The 18,309-nt window shown below is 63.7% G+C and carries 13 protein-coding genes; 6 read left to right on the plus strand and 7 right to left on the minus strand.

Annotated features, from left to right (window positions below; all coding sequences use genetic code 11):
- Positions 1–130 precede the first annotated feature (130 nt).
- The gene (locus tag GL300_RS05800) at positions 131–3,127 is read left to right on the plus strand and encodes a calcium-binding protein (protein WP_155038653.1); all 2,997 of its coding nucleotides are present in this window, start codon (positions 131–133) and stop codon (positions 3,125–3,127) included.
- Positions 3,128–3,381: 254 nt separating this feature from the next.
- Here the strand turns inward: GL300_RS05800 and GL300_RS05805 are convergent, their stop codons facing one another.
- Positions 3,382–4,773: a phosphohexomutase domain-containing protein gene (locus GL300_RS05805; protein WP_281353106.1), complete on the minus strand. Its 1,392-nt coding sequence runs from the start codon at positions 4,771–4,773 to the stop codon at positions 3,382–3,384.
- Positions 4,774–4,899: 126 nt separating this feature from the next.
- Here GL300_RS05805 and GL300_RS05810 point away from each other — a divergent pair, with 126 nt between their 5' ends.
- Genes GL300_RS05810 through GL300_RS05820 form a run of 3 tightly spaced genes read left to right on the plus strand, consistent with a single transcriptional unit; the run spans position 4,900 to position 6,742 of the window.
- Positions 4,900–5,301 (plus strand): ketosteroid isomerase-related protein, encoded by a 402-nt coding sequence (locus GL300_RS05810; RefSeq protein WP_155038654.1) that lies wholly within the window; start codon positions 4,900–4,902, stop codon positions 5,299–5,301.
- The gene (locus GL300_RS05815) at positions 5,298–5,879 is read left to right on the plus strand and encodes a GNAT family N-acetyltransferase (RefSeq protein ID WP_343042905.1); all 582 of its coding nucleotides are present in this window, start codon (positions 5,298–5,300) and stop codon (positions 5,877–5,879) included. Before GL300_RS05810 ends, GL300_RS05815 begins: the two co-directional genes overlap by 4 nt.
- Before the next feature lie 8 nt (positions 5,880–5,887).
- The gene (locus GL300_RS05820) at positions 5,888–6,742 is read left to right on the plus strand and encodes a carbon-nitrogen hydrolase family protein (protein ID WP_343042951.1); all 855 of its coding nucleotides are present in this window, start codon (positions 5,888–5,890) and stop codon (positions 6,740–6,742) included.
- A gap of 6 nt (positions 6,743–6,748) precedes the next feature.
- On the opposite strand, the gene GL300_RS05825 is transcribed toward GL300_RS05820, so the two are convergent.
- Entirely contained in the window at positions 6,749–8,224 is a 1,476-nt protein-coding gene (locus GL300_RS05825; protein WP_155038657.1) for an MORN repeat-containing protein, read from the minus strand.
- Positions 8,225–8,352: 128 nt separating this feature from the next.
- Here GL300_RS05825 and GL300_RS05830 point away from each other — a divergent pair, with 128 nt between their 5' ends.
- Positions 8,353–10,023 carry an NAD+ synthase gene (locus tag GL300_RS05830; protein WP_155038658.1) on the plus strand — a complete coding sequence of 557 codons (1,671 nt, stop codon included), beginning with the start codon at positions 8,353–8,355 and terminating at the stop codon, positions 10,021–10,023.
- Positions 10,024–10,058: 35 nt separating this feature from the next.
- On the opposite strand, the gene pncB is transcribed toward GL300_RS05830, so the two are convergent.
- Both pncB and pncA read right to left on the minus strand, forming a co-directional pair.
- Positions 10,059–11,369 (minus strand): nicotinate phosphoribosyltransferase, encoded by a 1,311-nt coding sequence (pncB, locus tag GL300_RS05835; protein WP_155038659.1) that lies wholly within the window; start codon positions 11,367–11,369, stop codon positions 10,059–10,061.
- Positions 11,366–11,962, minus strand: coding sequence for a bifunctional nicotinamidase/pyrazinamidase (gene pncA / locus GL300_RS05840; protein WP_155038660.1), 597 nt, complete (start codon positions 11,960–11,962; stop codon positions 11,366–11,368). Before pncA ends, pncB begins: the two co-directional genes overlap by 4 nt.
- A 96-nt stretch (positions 11,963–12,058) precedes the next feature.
- Between pncA and trhO the strand changes: the two genes are divergently transcribed.
- Positions 12,059–12,949 carry an oxygen-dependent tRNA uridine(34) hydroxylase TrhO gene (trhO, locus tag GL300_RS05845; protein WP_155038661.1) on the plus strand — a complete coding sequence of 297 codons (891 nt, stop codon included), beginning with the start codon at positions 12,059–12,061 and terminating at the stop codon, positions 12,947–12,949.
- Positions 12,950–13,040: 91 nt separating this feature from the next.
- Here trhO and GL300_RS05850 read toward each other — a convergent pair whose 3' ends face one another.
- The 3 genes from GL300_RS05850 to GL300_RS05860 form a co-directional block, all read right to left on the minus strand.
- Positions 13,041–15,323 (minus strand): NADP-dependent malic enzyme, encoded by a 2,283-nt coding sequence (locus GL300_RS05850; RefSeq protein ID WP_155038662.1) that lies wholly within the window; start codon positions 15,321–15,323, stop codon positions 13,041–13,043.
- Positions 15,324–15,408: 85 nt separating this feature from the next.
- A complete protein-coding gene (locus GL300_RS05855; protein ID WP_155038663.1) occupies positions 15,409–16,794 on the minus strand; it encodes an oligosaccharide flippase family protein in 1,386 nt (461 codons plus the stop codon).
- Entirely contained in the window at positions 16,794–18,296 is a 1,503-nt protein-coding gene (locus GL300_RS05860) for a GumC family protein (protein ID WP_343042906.1), read from the minus strand. The genes GL300_RS05855 and GL300_RS05860 overlap by 1 nt, the downstream gene beginning before the upstream one ends.
- Positions 18,297–18,309 lie beyond the last annotated feature (13 nt).

The raw sequence follows: 18,309 nt of genomic DNA on the forward strand, positions 1-18,309 counted from the left end.
CACCGGGAAACCCGTCCAAATAGACTAAATTGCTCGGCAAAAAGCCCGAGCGCGACGGGTGCCGGGCAAGCCTTCGTTAAACTGACCGACCTAGCCTAACGGGCAACAGGTTCAGTTTCGGGGTTCGGTCATGTTCAGCATCCGTCAGGTGACGACCTATGTCGGTCGCTATCCGGCTTTCGTGACCAATATCAGCGATCTTCAGATCGGACAGACCGCGACGGGCACCTATCTGTTCAGCGCGACCCAGCTGGGTGCGGGTCTGGCCTCGTTTCGCCTGACCGCCGCCGATGAGCCGATGCGGATCATGGCGACGCAGGCCTATCCGCCATCCGCAGGCTATCTCGACGCGCCCGAGGTGGCGCTTCTGCCCTGGGGCAATGGGCTTGCAGTGTTCGGGACGGCGGTCGGCGCGGCATGGACCGATGGCTTCGTATTGGCGTCGGGCGGTTTGCTGAACGGTCCCGTCTCGCCCTCGGGCAGCGCCTTGCCGACGACCGTCACCCATCTGGGCGCGTTCGAGATCGGGGGCTCGACCCTTCTCTACACGACGCGAAACGGCAGCACCCTGCTGGAGACATGGCGCATCGGCGCGGACGGCAGCGTCAGTTCGATCTCACGCGCGCAGCTGCCGGTCGGTCCGGCGGTTCAGGGCGTCGAAATCAGCGATGTCGAGATCGCCACGCTGGGCGACCGCACCTTCATCCTGACGACCTCGGCGCTGGGAAACTATGTCGCAGCGCAGCTGGTCAATGCCGATGGCAGTCTGGGGCAGATCCAGTATGTCAGCGTCGCCTTGGGCTATGGCATCAACGGCCCCGCCGAGATCGAGACGGTGCGGGTTGCCGGCATCACCTATCTGCTGGTCGGATCGACGCAAAGCTCATCGCTGACGGTGCTGCGGCTGGATTACAACGGCAATCTCAGCCATGCCGACCATATTCTGGACGAGTTGGGCACCCGCTTCAGCCGCATCACCGCGCTTGAGACGGTCGAGGTCGGAGGCCGCAGCTATATCATCGTGGGCGGCGCGGATGACGGGATCTCGGTCTTCACCATCCAGCCCGACGGGCATCTGCTGCATCTGGCGACGCTAAGCGATACCGCCGACCGTACCTTGCAGGATGTCTCGGCCATCTCGGCCATCGCGATGAATGGGCAGGTCGCGTTGTTCGTCTCATCCCGGACGGAACGCGGGATCACCCAGTTCACCTTTGATCCGGGACAGCTGGGCGAGACCCGGATTCTGCCCGCCGGGCAATATACCGGCACGTCGGGTTCGGACATGCTGCAGGCCGGACAGGGCACCACCCGGATCCTTGGCGGCGCAGGCGATGACATACTGATCGCCGGGCCCGACCCGGTTCAACTGACCGGAGGCGACGGGGCCGATCTGTTCGTCGCTTCAAGGATCAACGGCAAGATCACCATCACCGATTACGAACAGGGGGTGGACCGGCTGGATCTGGCCAATCTGGGTATGATCCGCAGCACCCTGCAACTGACCTTCCGCCGCGAAAGCTTTGGCATCACCATCACCTTTGGCGACACGCAAATCGAGGTCAGGACCCGCGACGGCCGAGGCCTGAACGCGAACGCCTTCAACAACTCGATGTTCCCCATCGCCCATTACGAGGTGAGTGGGATGCGCACGATCCTGATCGGAACGGCGGGCGCCGACAACATGACGGCGGGGCGCTACGGCTCAAACGTCCTCGGTTATGCAGAGCGCGATCTGCTGAACGGCCAGGGCGGTGACGACCGCCTTTATGGCGGCGACGACAACGATACGATTCAAGGCGCAGCAGGGGACGACAGCCTGCAAGGCGATGACGGCAACGATCTGCTGCGCGGTGGCGACGGGAACGATTCAGTTCTGGGCGGCGATCAGGATGACACGCTTTATGGCGGCGTGGGCAATGATCGTTTGCTTGGTCAGGCCGGAAACGATCGGACCTATGGCGAGGACGGGAATGACACGATTGTCGATTCGCTGGGCAACAACTCGATCTTCGGCGGGAATGGTCACGACAGCATTGCCGGGGGCACTGGCTCCGACAGTCTGGACGGGGGTGCAGGCAACGACACTCTGCATGGTGGCGCAGGAAGTGATCGCCTGAGCGGCGGGACCGGCGATGACCGGCTTAACGGAAATGACGGGCACGATCGGATGTCGGGTGGATCGGGACATGACAATCTGAACGGCGGGTCGGGCAATGACACTCTGGCGGGTGACGACGGGAATGATTGGATCTGGGGCGATATCGGCAACGATTCGATCAATGGTGGTATGGGCCACGATTCGGTGAATGCGGGCGACGGAAATGACACCGTCAGAGGAGCTACCGGTCACGATCTGCTTGCCGGCGGGGACGACAACGACCTGATTTATGGTGATGACGGGAATGACACGTTGTCCGGGGGGCTGGGCCATGACCGGATGGTGGGTGGAACGGGCAACGACCGGATGCTGGGTGACGCCGGTAATGACTCGCTGTCGGGTGAGATAGGCAATGACACCTTGCTTGGCGGGGCTGGGAACGACTCGATCCGTTCCGGACCGGGAAATCATCTGATCCAAGGCGATGACGGAAACGACCTGATCGTCGCCGATAGTGGCAATGACAGCATCCTTGGTGGTACCGGGAACGATTCAATCCAAGGCATGGGCGGCTTCGACACGATCGACGGGGGTGCAGGAAACGACACCATCCGCAGCGGCGCTGCGATGGTGACCGGGGGGCGTAATCAGCTGTCCGGCGGGACAGGAAACGACCTGATCGTCGGGGGAAGGGATATCGACTGGATAAGGGGTGGGACCGGCTCGGATCGGATGACTGGCGGGGCCGGGGCCGATTTGTTCCTGTTCCGGGCAGCAGAGGACTTCGACCGCAGCAACGATGTCATCACCGACTTCACTCGAGGTGCCGACCATCTGGATCTGCGTGGCATGGATCTGGACTTCATCGGTCGGGCCGAGTTCTCGGCGGCAGGTCAAGTGCGGCTGACGACCGGAGGAGCTTTAGGCCTAACCGTCGAGATCGACCTGAACGGCGACCGCGTATCCGATCTCAGGATCGGGTTGGGGAATGTCGCCGACCTTACAGCCGGGGATTTCCTGCTGTAGCCACATCCAGCTCAGGTTGAACGCGGCATGACTGGGTAGGTCGTTGCCAGCAAATGCCCCCCTGTCGGGACCCGACCATTGACCGGCAGGTGGCCCGAACCCGGTGAAGGCCCATCGCCCGTGGTCGTTCCAACGCCTCGGTGACCGCGACGTCACGGACAAGTTGTCAGTCGGGGGCCGTCTTGCACCCCTCCAACGCAACACCCCCGATTGCCCCACGTGAAGCGATCCGTGCCACTGGGCATGGTCGGGGACTAAACCCCGGTCAGCATCACGCCGATTTCAGCCGCGCGCGCGGTGACCAGTGCGGCGTCGCCAGCGGATTCGACATTCAGTCGGACCACCGGCTCGGTGTTCGAGCGGCGCAGGTTGAAGCGCCATTCCGGGAATTCAAGACTGATACCGTCGGTATCGTCGCGCTTGCTGGCCTGCGGCGCGAAATGCGCCAGCACCCGCGCGATCGAGGCATCGGGATCGGTCAGGCGGAAATTGATCTCTCCCGAGGACGGATAGGCCGCAATCCGTTGCGCCAGCAGCTCGCCCAAGGATTGTCCCTTGCGGCAGATCAGCTCGACCACCAGCAGCCACGGGATCATGCCGCTATCGGCATAGGCGAAATCGCGGAAATAGTGATGGGCCGACATCTCGCCGCCATAGATCGCGCCGCTTTGGCGCATGGCGCCCTTGACGAAAGCGTGTCCGGTGCGGGCCTGAATCGCCTCGCCTCCGGCCTCGGCAATCATGGCGCGGGTGTTCAGGACGACGCGCGGGTCATGGACGATCCGCTCTCCGGGATGCTTTTCCAGAAACGCCGCGGCCAGAAGCCCGACAATGTATTCGCCCGGAATGAAGTCGCCTTGCGCGTCAAAGAAGAAGCAGCGGTCGAAATCGCCATCCCATGCCACCCCCAGATCCGCACCATGCGCCCGGACGGCGTCGGCGGTCATCGGCTGGTTCTCGGGCAGAAGCGGGTTCGGGATGCCGTTTGGAAAGCTGGAATCGGGATCATGATTGATGCGGATGAAGCGCAGGGGTGCGCCCCGCGCCTCAAGCTCGGCAGCGATGGCGTCAAAGGTCGGCCCGGCGGTGCCATTCCCGGCATTGACCAGCACCGTCATCGGGCACAGGGCGGCAATGTCGACGAAATCGACGACGGCGCGGGCATAGGCGGCGCGGGCCTCGGGGAAATCGGCTGCCCGGCCCGGTTCGGCTGCGGTGAAGGCGCCCGACCGGGCCAAAGCGGCCAGGTCGGCGAATTCGGTCTCGGGGTCCAGCGGCGCGGCGCCCGGCCCGACCAGCTTCATGCCGTTATAGTCGATCGGGTTGTGCGAGGCGGTGACCTCGATCCCGCCATCCGCACCGTAATGGGCGGTGGCGAAATACATTTCCTCGGTCCCGGCAAGACCAAGGTCGCGGACATTCGCGCCGCCCTCGATCAGCCCACGGATCAGCGCCGCTGCCAGTTCGGGCGAGGTCGCGCGGCTGTCGCGCCCCACGATCACCTCGCGCGCACCGCGCAACTGCGCAAAGGCTCGACCGACACGATAGGCCACATCCGTATCCAGCTCAGAGCCCAGCCGCCCGCGCACGTCATAGGCCTTGAAACAGTCGATCTGGCGGAAGGGCATCGGTTCGGCGTTGGACATGGGCGGGCTCCTTTGCTTTGGCCTATCGCTACACCAGCCGGTTCACGCCCGCCACCTCATCCTAAGGATGCAGGTGACGCGCCGGGGCGCAGCGGGTAGAAATTCCCGAACCTGACGAGGATGCCCATGGATACCAAAGCCCTGATCGCCGCCTATTACGCCGCCTTCAACGCCGGTCGCACCGACGAGATGCTGACCTATCTGCATGACCAGATCGAGCATCACGTGAACGAGGGCCAGATCCGCCGCGGCAAGGAATTGTTCCGCGAATTCAACGCGCACATGACCGCCAGCTACAAGGAAGTTCTGACGGATATCGTGATCTTCGCCAATGAGGCGGGCGACCGCGCGGCGGCGGAATTCGTGGTGAACGGGACCTATCTGCAAACCGATGAGGGCCTGCCCGAGGCCAAGGGCCAGACCTATGTCCTGCCCGCCGGGACCTTCTTTACCATCCGCGACGGCAAGATCGCGCGCCTTACCACCTATTACAATCTGGCCGACTGGACGCAGCAGGTTTCCGCGTGATTTCCACCCGGACCCTGACCGGAGAAGCGGTCGCCGCCGTGCTGGATGATCTGGCACGGCTGCGCATCGCGGTCTTTCGCGACTGGCCCTATCTCTATGACGGCGACGTGGACTACGAACGCGAGTATCTGCGGGCCTATCAATCCCCCGGTGCGGTCGTCGTCGCGGCCTATGACGGCGACCGCATGGTCGGCGCGGCCACCGGCGCACCGATGGAACATCACGCCGAGGATTTCGCCGCAGCCTTTTCCGGACGCCCCGAGCCGCTGGAACAGATCTTCTATTGCGCGGAATCGGTGCTGCTGCGCGACTATCGCGGGCGCGGTCTGGGCCACGCCTTTTTCGATGGGCGCGAGGCGCAGGCGCGTGCCATCGGCCGCCGCTACAGCGCCTTTTGCAGCGTGCAGCGGCCTGCGGATCACCCGCTGCGCCCGGCGGATTACCGCCCCTTGGATGACTTCTGGCGCAAAAGGGGTTATGAACCCCTTTCCGGCGTCGTCGCGGAGTTCGACTGGAAGGACATCGACGCGCCGGTTTCGACCAAGAAGCCGTTGCAATTCTGGATGAAAACCCTGTGACACGCGAAATCAAGATCGCCACCGCCGCTTACAATTTCGACTGGTTCGACGATTTCGACGCCTATCGCGCGAAACTGACCCGCTGGGTCGAGGCTGCGTCGGATTGTGACCTGTTGGTCTTTCCCGAATATGGCGCGATGGAGCTGGCCTCATTGGGCGGGCACGACATCGCCGCCGACCTGGAGGCCTCTCTGCACGAGGTCGCCCGCCACAATGACGCGCGCGACGCGTTGCATGCCGAACTGGCTGCCGCGCATGGCATCCATATCCTTGCCGCCTCGGGGCCGTTCTTTGCCGGTGAGCGCCCGTTCAACCGCGCGGTGCTGTTTGGCCCCGAAGGCCGCATCGGCCATCAGGACAAGCAGATCATGACCCGCTTCGAGCGCGAGGACTGGCATGTCGAAAGCGCGCCGGGCCTGCGGGTCTTTGACACCGCCGTGGGCCGGCTGGGCATCCTGATCTGCTATGACAGCGAATTCCCCCTGCTGGCGCGGCAGCTGGCCGAAGCGGGGGTCGAGGTGATCCTGACGCCCTCCTGCACCGACACGGTTGCGGGCTTCAACCGGGTGCGGATCGGGGCGATGGCACGGGCGCTGGAAAGCCAATGCGTCGTCGTCCATTCGCCCACGGTCGGGCTATGCGACTGGAACCCCGCCATCGACGAGAACCGCGGCATGGCCGCGATCTATGCCCCCTCAGACGGGTTCTGGCCGGAAACCGGGATTCTGGCCGAGGGCGAGATGGACCGCCCCGGCTGGGTCAAGGCCAAGATCGATCTGGATCGCATCCGCCAAAGCCGCGAGGACGGGCGCGTCCTGCCCTTTGCCCATTGGCCCGAAAGCCGGGACAGCGCGATCATCTGACGCGCTTCAGGCCGGCGGGTCCTGCTTGGGTTCCGCCGGCACGGTGGCGTCGGGCGTCGCCGCCGGGGCTTCGCCCTGCGAGGCCACGCCATCGACCGGGGTGGGCTTGGCAAGACTGTTATCCTGCCACTCTCCCGCCGCGATCTGACCGGTCGCGTATTTCATCACGCCATTGCCCTGACGCTTACCGGCGACGAAATGGCCGGTATAGACATCGCCATTGGCATAGGTCGCGACACCCTCGCCGTCGATCTCGCCCTTGTTCCAGCCGCCTTCATAACGGAAGCCGTCGGGCGCGATCAGCCGCCCCCGACCCTGCCGCATGCCCGCGACAAATGAGCCGTCATAGGTCGTGCCATCGGGATAGGTCGCCTGACCCTGACCATGACGCTGCCCGTCGCGCCATGCGCCATTGTAGACATAGCCGTCGGGATAGGTCATGCGGCCCTGCCCCTCATTGCGGCCGCGCTTGAAGCCGCCCTCATAGACCAGGCCATTGGCGTATTTGGCGACGCCCTGCCCCTCGATGACGCCGGCCAGCCAGTCGCCCTCGTAGTTCGCGTCGTCGGGATAGGTGATCAGCCCGCGCCCTTCCGGCAGGTCATTCTTCAACGCGCCTTCATAGATCGAACCGTCGGGATAGGTGATGCGGCCCAGCCCCTCCATCCGTCCATCGACCCAGTCGCCGGTATAGATATAACCGTCGGTGCCGGTGAACGTCCCCTGACCCGAGCGACGGTCGGCGCGGAAATCGCCCTCATAGCGGTCGCCATTGGCATAGACCGCGATACCGCGCCCCTCACGGCGGCCATTGGCGAAGCGGCCCTCATAGCTGTCGCCCGAGGGCTGGATCAGCTTGCCCTGCCCCGACATCTGCCCGGCAGACCAGCCGCCCGCGTAGCTTAGCCCATCAGACATCGCCAGCTTCCCCTGACCGGCACGCTGGTTGGCCTTCATCTCGCCCTCATAGGTGGCGCCGTCGGGATAGGTGATCTTGCCGCGGCCTTCCTTGACGCCCTGCTTCCAGCCACCTTCGTAGCGATAGCCATTGGGCTGGGTCAGCACGCCCTTGCCGTCATGCAGCGCGTTGATGAAGCCGCCCTCATAGACCGAACCATTGGCGTAATGCGCGATCCCCTGACCGGTGATCTGGCCGTCCAGCCAGTCGCCCTCATAGCTGCCGCCATCGGCATAGGTGATCTTGCCCTTGCCGCTGGGCTTGCCCTTGGCGAAGTCGCCCTCATAGACCGAGCCATTGGGATAGGTCGCCTTGCCCCGGCCCAGAATCTCGCCCTCGACCCAATCGCCGGTATATTCATAGCCCGAGGGCAGCTTATAGGTGCCGCGCCCGTGCTGCTTGCCATTGCGGAACGTGCCCTCATAGACACCGCCGTCGTCATATTGCTTGGTCACGACGGATTGCGCCCCGGCCATCGAGGTGCCGGCGAGAAGCATTACGCAAGCGACAATGGCTGCCTTCATCGGTCCCGCCTCTGGCTTATGGTTCTTTTGGCCCGGTTTACCGCAAGCCTGCACTGGGCGCAAAGCCCGACTTTTCCTTTCGCGCACACTGGCCTATCTAAATCCTGCAATTTCGAAAGGACTGAGCCATGCCCGACAGGTTTCGCATCACCCTTGGACAGTTGAACCCCACGGTGGGCGACCTGCCGGGCAATGCCGCCAAGGCCCGCGCCGCATGGGAACAGGCGCGCGAGGCCGGGTCCGACCTTCTGGTCCTGCCCGAGATGTTCATCACCGGCTACCAGACGCAGGATCTGGTGCTGAAGGCGGCCTTCACCGCCGACGCCATGGCCGAGATCGAGCAACTGGCCCGCGACTGCGCCGACGGTCCCGCCATTGGCATCGGCGGGCCATATGCCGAGGGGGCAAAGCTCTATAACGCATGGTGGGTGCTGCAAGACGGCAAGGTGTTGACCCGCGTGCTGAAGCACGACCTGCCCCACAAGCAGCTGTTCGACGAGCTGCGCCTGTTCGATCACGGCCCGCTGCAGGGTCCCTACAGCCTGAACGGCATCCGCATCGGCAGCCCGATCTGCGAGGATGCATGGTGGCCCGATGTGGCCGAGACCTTGGGCGAATCCGGGGCCGAGATCCTGATCGTTCCGAATGGTAGCCCCTATCACCGCAACAAGCTGGACCTGCGTATGGGCCATATGGTTGCGCGCGTCGTCGAATCCGACCTGCCGCTGGTCTACCTGAACTCGGTCGGCGGGCAGGATGACCAGATCTATGACGGCGCGAGCTTCGTGCTGAACCCCGGCGAGGATGGCGGTGCGGTCAAGGTCGTGCAGCTGGCCCCTTTCGATGAGATCATCGAGCATGTCGATTTCGCGCGCGGCCCCGAAGGCTGGCGCGCCGTACCGGGGCGGCTGGATCACCAGCCCGACGAATGGGAGCAGGACTACAACGCCATGACCCTTGGCCTGCGCGACTACATGCGCAAGTCGGGCTTCAAGCGGGTGGTGCTGGGCATGTCGGGCGGCATCGATTCCGCACTGGTCGCCACCATCGCCAGCGATGCGATCGGGCCGGAAAACGTGCGCTGCGTTATGCTGCCCAGCGAATATACCTCTCAGGCCAGCCTTGACGATGCCGCCGATGCCGCGACCCGGCTGAGCGCGCGTCTGGACACTGTCCATATCGAAGGGGCGCGCGATGCCGTTGGCGATGCGCTGGCCCATCTGATGGCAGGCACCAAGCCCGACACGACCGAGGAAAACATCCAGTCCCGGTTGCGCGGCGTGATGCTGATGGCAATTTCCAACAAGTTCGGGGAATTGCTGCTGACCACCGGCAATAAATCCGAGGTCGCAGTGGGCTATGCCACGATCTATGGCGACATGGCGGGCGGCTACAACCCGATCAAGGACCTGTACAAGACCCGCGTCTTCCAGACCTGCCGCTGGCGCAACGACAACCATCGCGACTGGATGATGGGTCCGGCGGGCGAGGTCGTGCCGCCGCAGATCATCACCAAACCCCCGTCGGCCGAGTTGCGCCCCGACCAGAAGGACGAAGACAGCCTGCCCCCCTATGAGGTGCTGGACGCGATCCTTGAAGGGCTGGTCGAAAAGGATCTGGCGCTGAAGGATCTGGTGGCCCAAGGCTTCGACCCCGAAACGGTGAAGCGGGTCGAGACCCTGCTTTATGGCAGCGAATGGAAGCGCTATCAGGCCGCACCGGGCCCGCGCATCTCGACCAAGGCCTTCTGGCTGGACCGGCGCTACCCGCTGGTCAACCGCTGGCGCGACCAGTTGTAATTGAAACGGCCCGGCTTTCCGCCGGGCCGTTTCATTCAGACGACCACGTCCATCGCACTTTGCTGGCCCACGTCAAAGACGTCGCGGTAGTGCTGGATCAGGTCCGCGGGGCCAGTGGCCTTGCCGGGATTGTCCGACAGCTTGACGGTCGGGTTGCCCTCGGCCGCCACCGCCTTGCAGACCAGCGAGAACGGCGCAAGACCGTCGCCCGGCACCAGCCCGCGGAAATCATTGGTCAGCAGCGTGCCCCAGCCGAAGCTGACCTTCACGCGGCCGTGGAAGCGCTGGAACAGTTCCTTGATCTTTTCGACATCCAGCCCATCCGAGAAGATGATCAGCTTCTGACGCGGGTCCTCGCCCCGGCTTTTCCACCATGCGATGGCGTTTTCCGCCCCTTCGGCCGGATCGCCGGAATCGATGCGGATGCCGGTCCATTGCGCCAGCCAGTCCGGCGCATGCTCCAGAAAGCCCTTGGTCCCGTAAGTGTCGGGCAGGATGACGCGCAGGTTGCCGTCGTGTTCTTCATGCCAATCGGCAAGGACGCGGTAGGGCGCCTGACGCAGCTCATCATCGGTCTTGGCCAGTGCGGCAAAGACCATCGGCAATTCATGGGCATTGGTGCCGATCGCCTCGATGTCGCGGCGCATGGCGATCAGGCAGTTCGAGGTGCCGGTAAAGCGCTTGTCGCCCAAGCCCTCGATCATCGCCTGCACGCACCAGTCCTGCCACAGGAAGCCATGCCGCCTGCGCGTGCCGAAATCGGCGATGCGCAGATCGGGGCCAAGCTCTCGCAGCTGCTCGATTTTCTCCCAAAGACGGGTCATGGCGCGGGCGTAAAGCACCTGCAGCTCAAACCGGCCCATGTCCTTCAGGACGGAACGCGAACGCAGCTCCATGATGATCGCCAGCGCCGGGATTTCCCACAGCATGACCTCGGGCCAGCGGCCCTCGAAGGTCAGCTCATATTGGCCGTCGCGCTTTTCCAGATGATAGGCGGGCAGGCGCAGGTTCTCCAGAAACTCCATGAAGTCCGAGCGGAACATCTGGCGCTTGCCATAGAATGTATTGCCGCGCAGCCATGTGCTTTCGCCGCGCGTCAGCGACAGCCCACGCACATGGTCCAGCTGCTCGCGCAACTCGCCCTCATCGATCAGATCGGCCAGCCGGACGCGGGTGGTGCGGTTGATCAGGCTGAAGGTGACATTGGTGTCGGGGCGATTGCGAAACACCGACTGACACATCAGCAGCTTGTAGAAATCCGTGTCGATCAGCGAACGGACGATCGGGTCGATCTTCCATTTGTGGTTATAGACCCGCGTCGCAATATCGACCGTAGGTATCATCATATCAGGCTGATCCCCGCTTCGCGCATGTTCTGCCGCGCCACCTCGCGCGAGCCGTTCAGGTCGATGGCCCGCGTGGCGTCCTCGATGACGCTGACCCGGAAGCCCTGCCGCGCCGCATCGATGGCCGACCATGCAACGCAGAAATCATGCGCAAGGCCCACGAAATACAGGTCCTCAAGGAACCTGTCCCGCAGATAACCAGTCAGCCCGGTCGGCGTCGAGTAGTCGTTTTCATAGAAGGCCGAATAGCTGTCGATGGCGGGGCGGAAACCCTTGCGGATCACCGTCTCAGCCCGGTTCACGTCCAGATCGGGATGGAAAAGCGCGCCGGGCGTGCCGATGACGCAATGCGCGGGCCACAGCACCTGCGGGCCATAGGGCATCTGGGTCAGCGAAAACGGCATCGCGCCCGGATGGTTGTCGGCAAAACTGGAATGATTGGCCGGATGCCAGTCCTGCGTCAGGATCACATGATCGAAATCGGCCATCATCCGGTTGATCGGCTCGACGATCTCATCCCCGCCGGCGACGGCCAGCTTTCCTCCGGGACAGAAGTCGACCTGCACATCTACGACGATCAAGGTTCTCGCCATGGCGCCCTCCTCTTTTCAGGCTGTGGTAGGGTTCTGCCGTGGGGGCGTCAATGCCAAGAACTTGAACGGCGGGCGCGTCGGGTCTAAGTCCCTGCCATGTTCACCGTCGCCGCACTTTATCATTTCACCCGCTTCCCCGATCCTGCAAGCCTGCAGGGACCGCTGGCGAAGCTTTGCTGTTCCCTGGGCGTCAAGGGCACCCTGCTTCTGGCGCGCGAGGGGATCAACGGCACCATCGCCGGCCCGCGCACGGGCATTGACGCGGTGCTGGATCATATCCGCGCCCTGCCCGGCTGCGAGGGTCTCGACTGGAAGGAAAGCAGCGCGGATACGATGCCCTTTGGCCGCATGAAGGTCCGCCTGAAACGCGAGATCGTGACCATGGGCCAGCCCGACGTGGACCCGCTGGCCTCGGTCGGCCATTACGTCGAGGCGCAGGACTGGAATGCGCTGATCAGCGACCCCGATGTCGCGATCATCGACACCCGCAACGATTACGAAGTCGAGATCGGCACTTTTGCCGGGGCCGTCGATCCGGGAACGAAAACCTTCCGCGACTTCCCCGACTGGTGGCGCGAGAATGCGCACAGATTCCACAACAAGCGCATCGCCATGTTCTGTACCGGCGGCATCCGCTGCGAGAAATCGACGAATTTCCTGCTCGGCGAGGGCGTCCCCGAAGTCTACCACCTCAAGGGCGGCATCCTTAAATACCTCGAAGAGGTGCCCGAACAGGACAGCCTGTGGCAGGGCGAATGCTTCGTCTTCGACAAGCGCGTCAGCTTGGGTCACGGGCTGAAACAAGGTCATTACGACCTTTGCCACGCCTGCCGCCGCCCGCTCGCCCCCGACGACCGTGCCCGCCCCGAATATGAGGAAGGCGTCTGCTGCCACCGCTGCGCCACCGAATACAGCGATGCCGACCGCACCCGCTTCCGCGAGCGCCAGCGTCAGGCCGATCGGGGCGAATGTTTCCCCTCAGACTGACGAAAACGCGCGCCACCAGACCGGGGCGCGCGTCTTCTTTCTTGCCGAAATATCCCGGGGGAATCGCCGCAGGCGATGGGGGCAGAGCCCCCTATTTCACCTGACCCAGACGCCCCGCCGCAATGGCCGCCATGTTCAGGATGTCGTTGACCGAAGACCCGGTCGAGCAGATCTGGATCGGCTCGGGCACCCCGGTCAGGATCGGGCCGACCACGGTCGCCCCCGCCATTTCCTGCAGCAGCTTCACCGAGATCGAGGCCGAGTGACGCGCCGGAACCACCAGCACGTTCGCCGGACCCGTCAGGCGCGAGAACGGATATTTCGCCGCCTGCGCCGGGTTCAGCGCCACATCCACGGTCATCTCGCCCTCATATTCGAAATCGACCTTGCGGGCGTCCAGCACCTCGGTGGCATGGGCCATCTTCACCGCCCGTTCGCTGACCGGATAGCCGAAGTTTGAGAAGGACAGGAAGGCCACGCGCGGGTCCAGCCCCAGCCCGCGGGCAACATGGGCGCCGCGGGTCGCGATATCGGCCAGATCCTCGGCCTCGGGCCATTCATGGACAAGCGTGTCGCCGATCAGGATGACGCGGCCCTTGTGCAGGACGGCGGTAATGCCGACCGCACCATCGGCGGGGGTCACGTCAAAGACCTTGCCGATCTGCGCCAGAACATGCGCGTTCTTGCGCGTGGCCCCGGTCACCAGCCCGTCGCCATGCCCATGCAGCAGCATCAGCGAGGCGAAGACATGGCGGTCGCGATTGGCCAGCTTGTTGATGTCCTCGCGGTCCATGCCCTTGCGCTGGAGGCGCGCGTAAAGCGTGTCGTGATACTGATCCAGATGGCGCGAGTTCGAGGCGTTGACCACGGTGATTTCACGCACCGCATCGCCCAGACCGGCGGCTTCCAGCTTTTCCTTGACGTCCGCCTCGCGGCCGACAACCAGCGACTGGCCCATGCCACCGCGCTGCCATGCGACGGCGGCGCGCAGCACGCGGGGATCGTCGCCCTCGGCAAAGATCATCCGGGCCTGCGCCTGACGCGCGCGGGCATGGATGCCCTGCAAGACGGCGGCGGTCGGGTCCATGCGGGCCTTCAGCGACTGGACGTAACCCTCCATGTCGATGATCGGGCGGCGGGCGACGCCGGTCTCCATCCCGGCCTGAGCGACGGCGGGCGGGATGACATGGATCAGGCGCGGATCGAAGGGCGTCGGGATGATGTAGTCGCGGCCAAACTGCAGCTTGCGACCGTAAGCGACGGCGACCTCATCCGGCACATCCTCACGCGCCAGCTTCGCCAAGGCATGGGCGCAGGCGATCTTCATCTCGTCGTTGATGGCGCGGGCATGGATGTCCAGCGCGCCGCGGAACAGGTAGGGGAAGCCAAGGACGTTGTTGACCTGATTGGGATAGTCGCTACGCCCGGTGGCGACGATGGCGTCGGGACGGACGGCATGGGCTTCTTCGGGGGTGATTTCCGGATCGGGGTTCGCCATGGCGAAGATCACCGGGTTCTCGGCCATGGCCATGACCATCGCCTGCGTCACGGCCCCCTTGGCGGAAACCCCAAGGAACACGTCGCAACCCTGCATCGCCTGTTCCAGCGTGCGCAGGTCGGTTTTCACCGCATGCGCCGATTTCCACTGGTTCATGCCCTCGGTGCGGCCCTGATAGATCACGCCCTTGGTGTCGCACATGATGCAGTTTTCATGCCGCGCGCCCATGGATTTCAGCAGTTCCAGACAGGCGATCCCGGCAGCACCCGCGCCGTTCAGGACGATACGTACGTCCTCGATCTTCTTGCCCGACAGTTCCAGCGCATTAAGCAGGCCCGCCGCGCAGATCACCGCCGTGCCATGCTGGTCGTCATGGAAGACCGGAATGTCCATGAGTTCCTTCAGGCGATGCTCGATGATGAAGCATTCGGGCGCCTTGATGTCCTCAAGATTGATGCCGCCAAAGGTCGGACCCATCAGGCGGACGGCATTGATGATCTCGTCCGGGTCTTCGGTATCCAGCTCGATATCGATGGCATTCACATCGGCGAAGCGTTTGAAGAGGACGGCCTTGCCCTCCATCACCGGCTTCGAGGCCAGCGCGCCCAGATTGCCAAGGCCAAGGATCGCCGTACCGTTCGAGATGACAGCGACCATGTTGCCCTTGACGGTATAGTCATAGGCGGTCTCGGGGCGGGCGGCGATCGCCTCGACCGGGACGGCGACGCCGGGCGAATAGGCCAGCGACAGGTCGCGCTGGGTGGCCATGGGCGTCGAGGCGACGATGTCATATTTACCGGGGCGCGGCTCAAGGTGATAGGCCAGCGCCTCCTCGGGGGTGATGCGGGACCGGCGGGGGGTGTTGTCGTCGCTCATGCTGTGCCTCCTGAAATGCGCTCCGCCTCCTTAACGAAGCGTCAAGCCGGGCAGAAGGGCATAAAGTTGCTGCACTGCGGCCAAATCAGTGCAAAAGAGCCTGAGAAACGATGTCGTGGTGCAGGATTAATGCGCAGGCGGCCCCGACCACGGCAATCAGGATCGCAAGCACGTCATGCCTTGGGTCCCATGCCTTCTGCCGCCGCGCCATCCAGACCGAGACCGGATAGCAGAAAATCTGCGCCAGCGCCTGCCCCGCCAGCAGGCCGGTCAGCCCAAAGAACCAGGTCCCGGTCAGCACCAGCGAGAAATAGATCAGCGCACGGCTGGATTGCATGACAAAGAAGGCCCGCGAATCCCCGGTCGCCAAGGCCGCGCTTTCGTAATTCAGCGGGATGCACATCAGCAGCTGGATCGAGGCGATGGCGACAAGAATGCCCCCGGCACGGGCGTAGCGCGGATCGTAAAGGTGATCGACCAGCCAGGGTCCAACCAGAGCCAACACGATTCCCACCGACAGCAGCAGCAGGGTGAAACCCATGCGCGTGCGCTGCATCGTGCGCCGGTTGGCCTCGCTCTCGGACGGGGGATGTTCACGATACATCGGAATGAACAGCCGCCCGGCAATGGCCGATCCCAGCTGGCTGGGCACGCTGGCAAGGAAAAGGGCGATATTATAGACGCCCAGATGGTCCAGATTAAGCACCCGCCCCAGGATCAGCCGGTCGCCCTGAAACAGCAGGAAGCCGCAAATGGTGCTGAAGAAAATCCATTTGCCGAACTTCACGATCTCATTGCGGGCCTCTGGCTCCATGCGGAAGCGGTCGACATGGCCGGGCAGCATGTAGCGGATCATCAGCAACTGCACGAAGGCACCCAGAACGATGCCCCAGACCAGCGCCCAGACATCGCGCAGGATCAGGGCGGCGCCGACGGTGATCAGAATTCCGATCAACTGGCTCAGCAACTCGACCAACGTCAGCCGCCCGACCTGCAGATGCCGCGCCGCCGTATCGATCCGGGTCGAGACAAAGCCCCCGACCAGCATCGACGAAGCCGCCGCCGGGAACACCCATGCCAGTGCCGGGATGTCGTAGAACAGCGCCAGCGGCCAGGCCATTGCGCAGGAGACGGCGAACAGGATGAAGCCGCGGATGACCTTGATCGTCCAGGCGGTGTCCAGAAATGCTGGGTCGTCGCCGCGCTTGCTTTGCTGGATCGAAGGCGCGATTCCCATGTCGCTGAACATGGCCAGCCCGATCATGAAGCTGGAAACCAGCGCCATCAGGCCGAAATCGTCAGGGCTGAGAATCCGCGTCAGGATCAGGTTCGAGGCCAGCCGCATGATCTGACCCAGCCCAAAGCTGAGCATCGACCATGCCCCACTGCCCAAAGCCCGCGAGGCCATGCTGCGCCCCTGCGGCGCCTCGGCTGCTTCCTGCTGGACCTCGACCGGAAGCTCGCTGGTCATTATCCCAGCCCATCCGTGGGCGTCGCCACGATGCTGGGCGATGGCAGGCCGGGGATCTTGCCCAACAGCCACAGCGCGACAAAGGCCCCTACGACCAGAAGGACCACCATATAGGTAATGCGCAGCTTGCCACGCAGAAGATCGCGGCGGCTCTTGCGATAGGGCAGCGAAACCACCGGGCGGGTGCCGGTCAGCTTGGCGAATTGCTCGGTCCGGCGCAGGACCGGGTTCATCAGCTCAAGCGCAAAGGCGATGACGGCGGCCAGACCAAAGCTGCCGATTGCACCCATCGCCGCCCTTTTCTTGCGGTTCGAAAAGGCCGGGTATTCCGGCGGCACGGCTTTTTCAAGGATGACAAAACGCTCGGTCTGGTCGTTATCCATCAGCAATTGCTGGGTTTCGACCTGTGCCAACTGGCGCGACACCTCGCTGTAGCGGTCCTGCAGGCGGCGCTGTTCGCGGCTCATCGCCTCAAGCTTCTCGGCCACCTGCGGCGAACGGGCGCGCGCCTGTTCGATCTGCTGGCGACGCTGTTGCTGTCGCGCCTTCTGGCCGCGCAGATTGCTCAGCTGCGCCTCGTTCAGTTCAAGCTGGCGGCGCACGATTTCCGACACAGCCTCATCGCCAGTATTCAGGCGCTTCAGGTTGTCTTCGAGCCGCTTGATCTCGGGGTGGTCGGGGGCCAGCGTGCGGCGAGCCTGCGCCAACTCAACCTCGGCATTGCGGATCTGCTGGACGATGGTCGAGGCAGAGCGTTCGGCGGCGGTATTGCCACCCGCCACCAGCGTCAGCTGATCGCGTTGCAGCGCCATGATCTCGCGGTCCAGCGTGTTCTCGGTCTCATTCAGCTGCGCAAGTTCGATGCCCAGGTTTTCCTGCGAAGTCGGCAGGGCATCTTCGTTCTGGGTGCTGAAGGCAGCGATTTCGCGATCCAGCGCCGACAGTGCGTCGCTGGTCCGGGCCTCTTCATTGGTCAGGTATTCGCGGCTTTCCTTGATCCGGGCCTGACGGTTCTCGCGGTCACGATTGACGACGCTATTGGCGAAATAGTTGGCGATGGCCGCCGCTGTGGCGGGTGTTTCGGCCCGCGAAGTGATGACGATGGCCGCCAGCGACATGCGCGATTCCGTCGATACGCCGGGGTTGGACACGCTGTCGATGCGCGTGGTGGTGCGCAGCGCGCTGATCTTTTCGGAATCGCTCAGCTGCGGGGCGTCCTTGAACAGCTCCAGCTCCTTGATGACCTCAAGGATATTCGAACGCGCCATCAAGCGCTGCTCGATCAGCTGCACCCGGCGCGAGGCCGGCAGCGAGGAATCGCTGTTCGGATCGACCGCAGCCGAGGTGTCGATCTGGATCAGCGCCGAGGATTCATAGACCTTCGGCGAGGACACGATCAGATGGAATGAAATCAGGATTCCCACGACGACAATCGTCAGCATCAGCGGCATGCGCCGCCAAAGCATCGAGATGAGATCCTGCAAGGATTGTATCGGACCCAAGACCTTAAACCCT

The organism is Paracoccus litorisediminis, from assembly GCF_009711205.1.
GTDB classification, from domain to species: domain Bacteria; phylum Pseudomonadota; class Alphaproteobacteria; order Rhodobacterales; family Rhodobacteraceae; genus Paracoccus; species Paracoccus litorisediminis.

Excerpts from the sequence above, each read along its gene's own strand:
- trhO (WP_155038661.1), top strand. The coding sequence starts at position 12,059 with ATGTTCACCGTCGCCGCACTTTATCATTTCACCCGCTTCCCCGATCCT.
- GL300_RS05830 (WP_155038658.1), top strand. The coding sequence starts at position 8,353 with ATGCCCGACAGGTTTCGCATCACCCTTGGACAGTTGAACCCCACGGTG.
- GL300_RS05825 (WP_155038657.1), bottom strand. The coding sequence starts at position 8,224 with ATGAAGGCAGCCATTGTCGCTTGCGTAATGCTTCTCGCCGGCACCTCG.
- GL300_RS05805 (WP_281353106.1), bottom strand. The coding sequence starts at position 4,773 with ATGTCCAACGCCGAACCGATGCCCTTCCGCCAGATCGACTGTTTCAAG.
- GL300_RS05855 (WP_155038663.1), bottom strand. The coding sequence starts at position 16,794 with ATGACCAGCGAGCTTCCGGTCGAGGTCCAGCAGGAAGCAGCCGAGGCG.
- GL300_RS05800 (WP_155038653.1), top strand. The coding sequence starts at position 131 with ATGTTCAGCATCCGTCAGGTGACGACCTATGTCGGTCGCTATCCGGCT.
- pncB (WP_155038659.1), bottom strand. The coding sequence starts at position 11,369 with ATGATGATACCTACGGTCGATATTGCGACGCGGGTCTATAACCACAAA.
- pncA (WP_155038660.1), bottom strand. The coding sequence starts at position 11,962 with ATGGCGAGAACCTTGATCGTCGTAGATGTGCAGGTCGACTTCTGTCCC.
- GL300_RS05850 (WP_155038662.1), bottom strand. The coding sequence starts at position 15,323 with ATGAGCGACGACAACACCCCCCGCCGGTCCCGCATCACCCCCGAGGAG.
- GL300_RS05810 (WP_155038654.1), top strand. The coding sequence starts at position 4,900 with ATGGATACCAAAGCCCTGATCGCCGCCTATTACGCCGCCTTCAACGCC.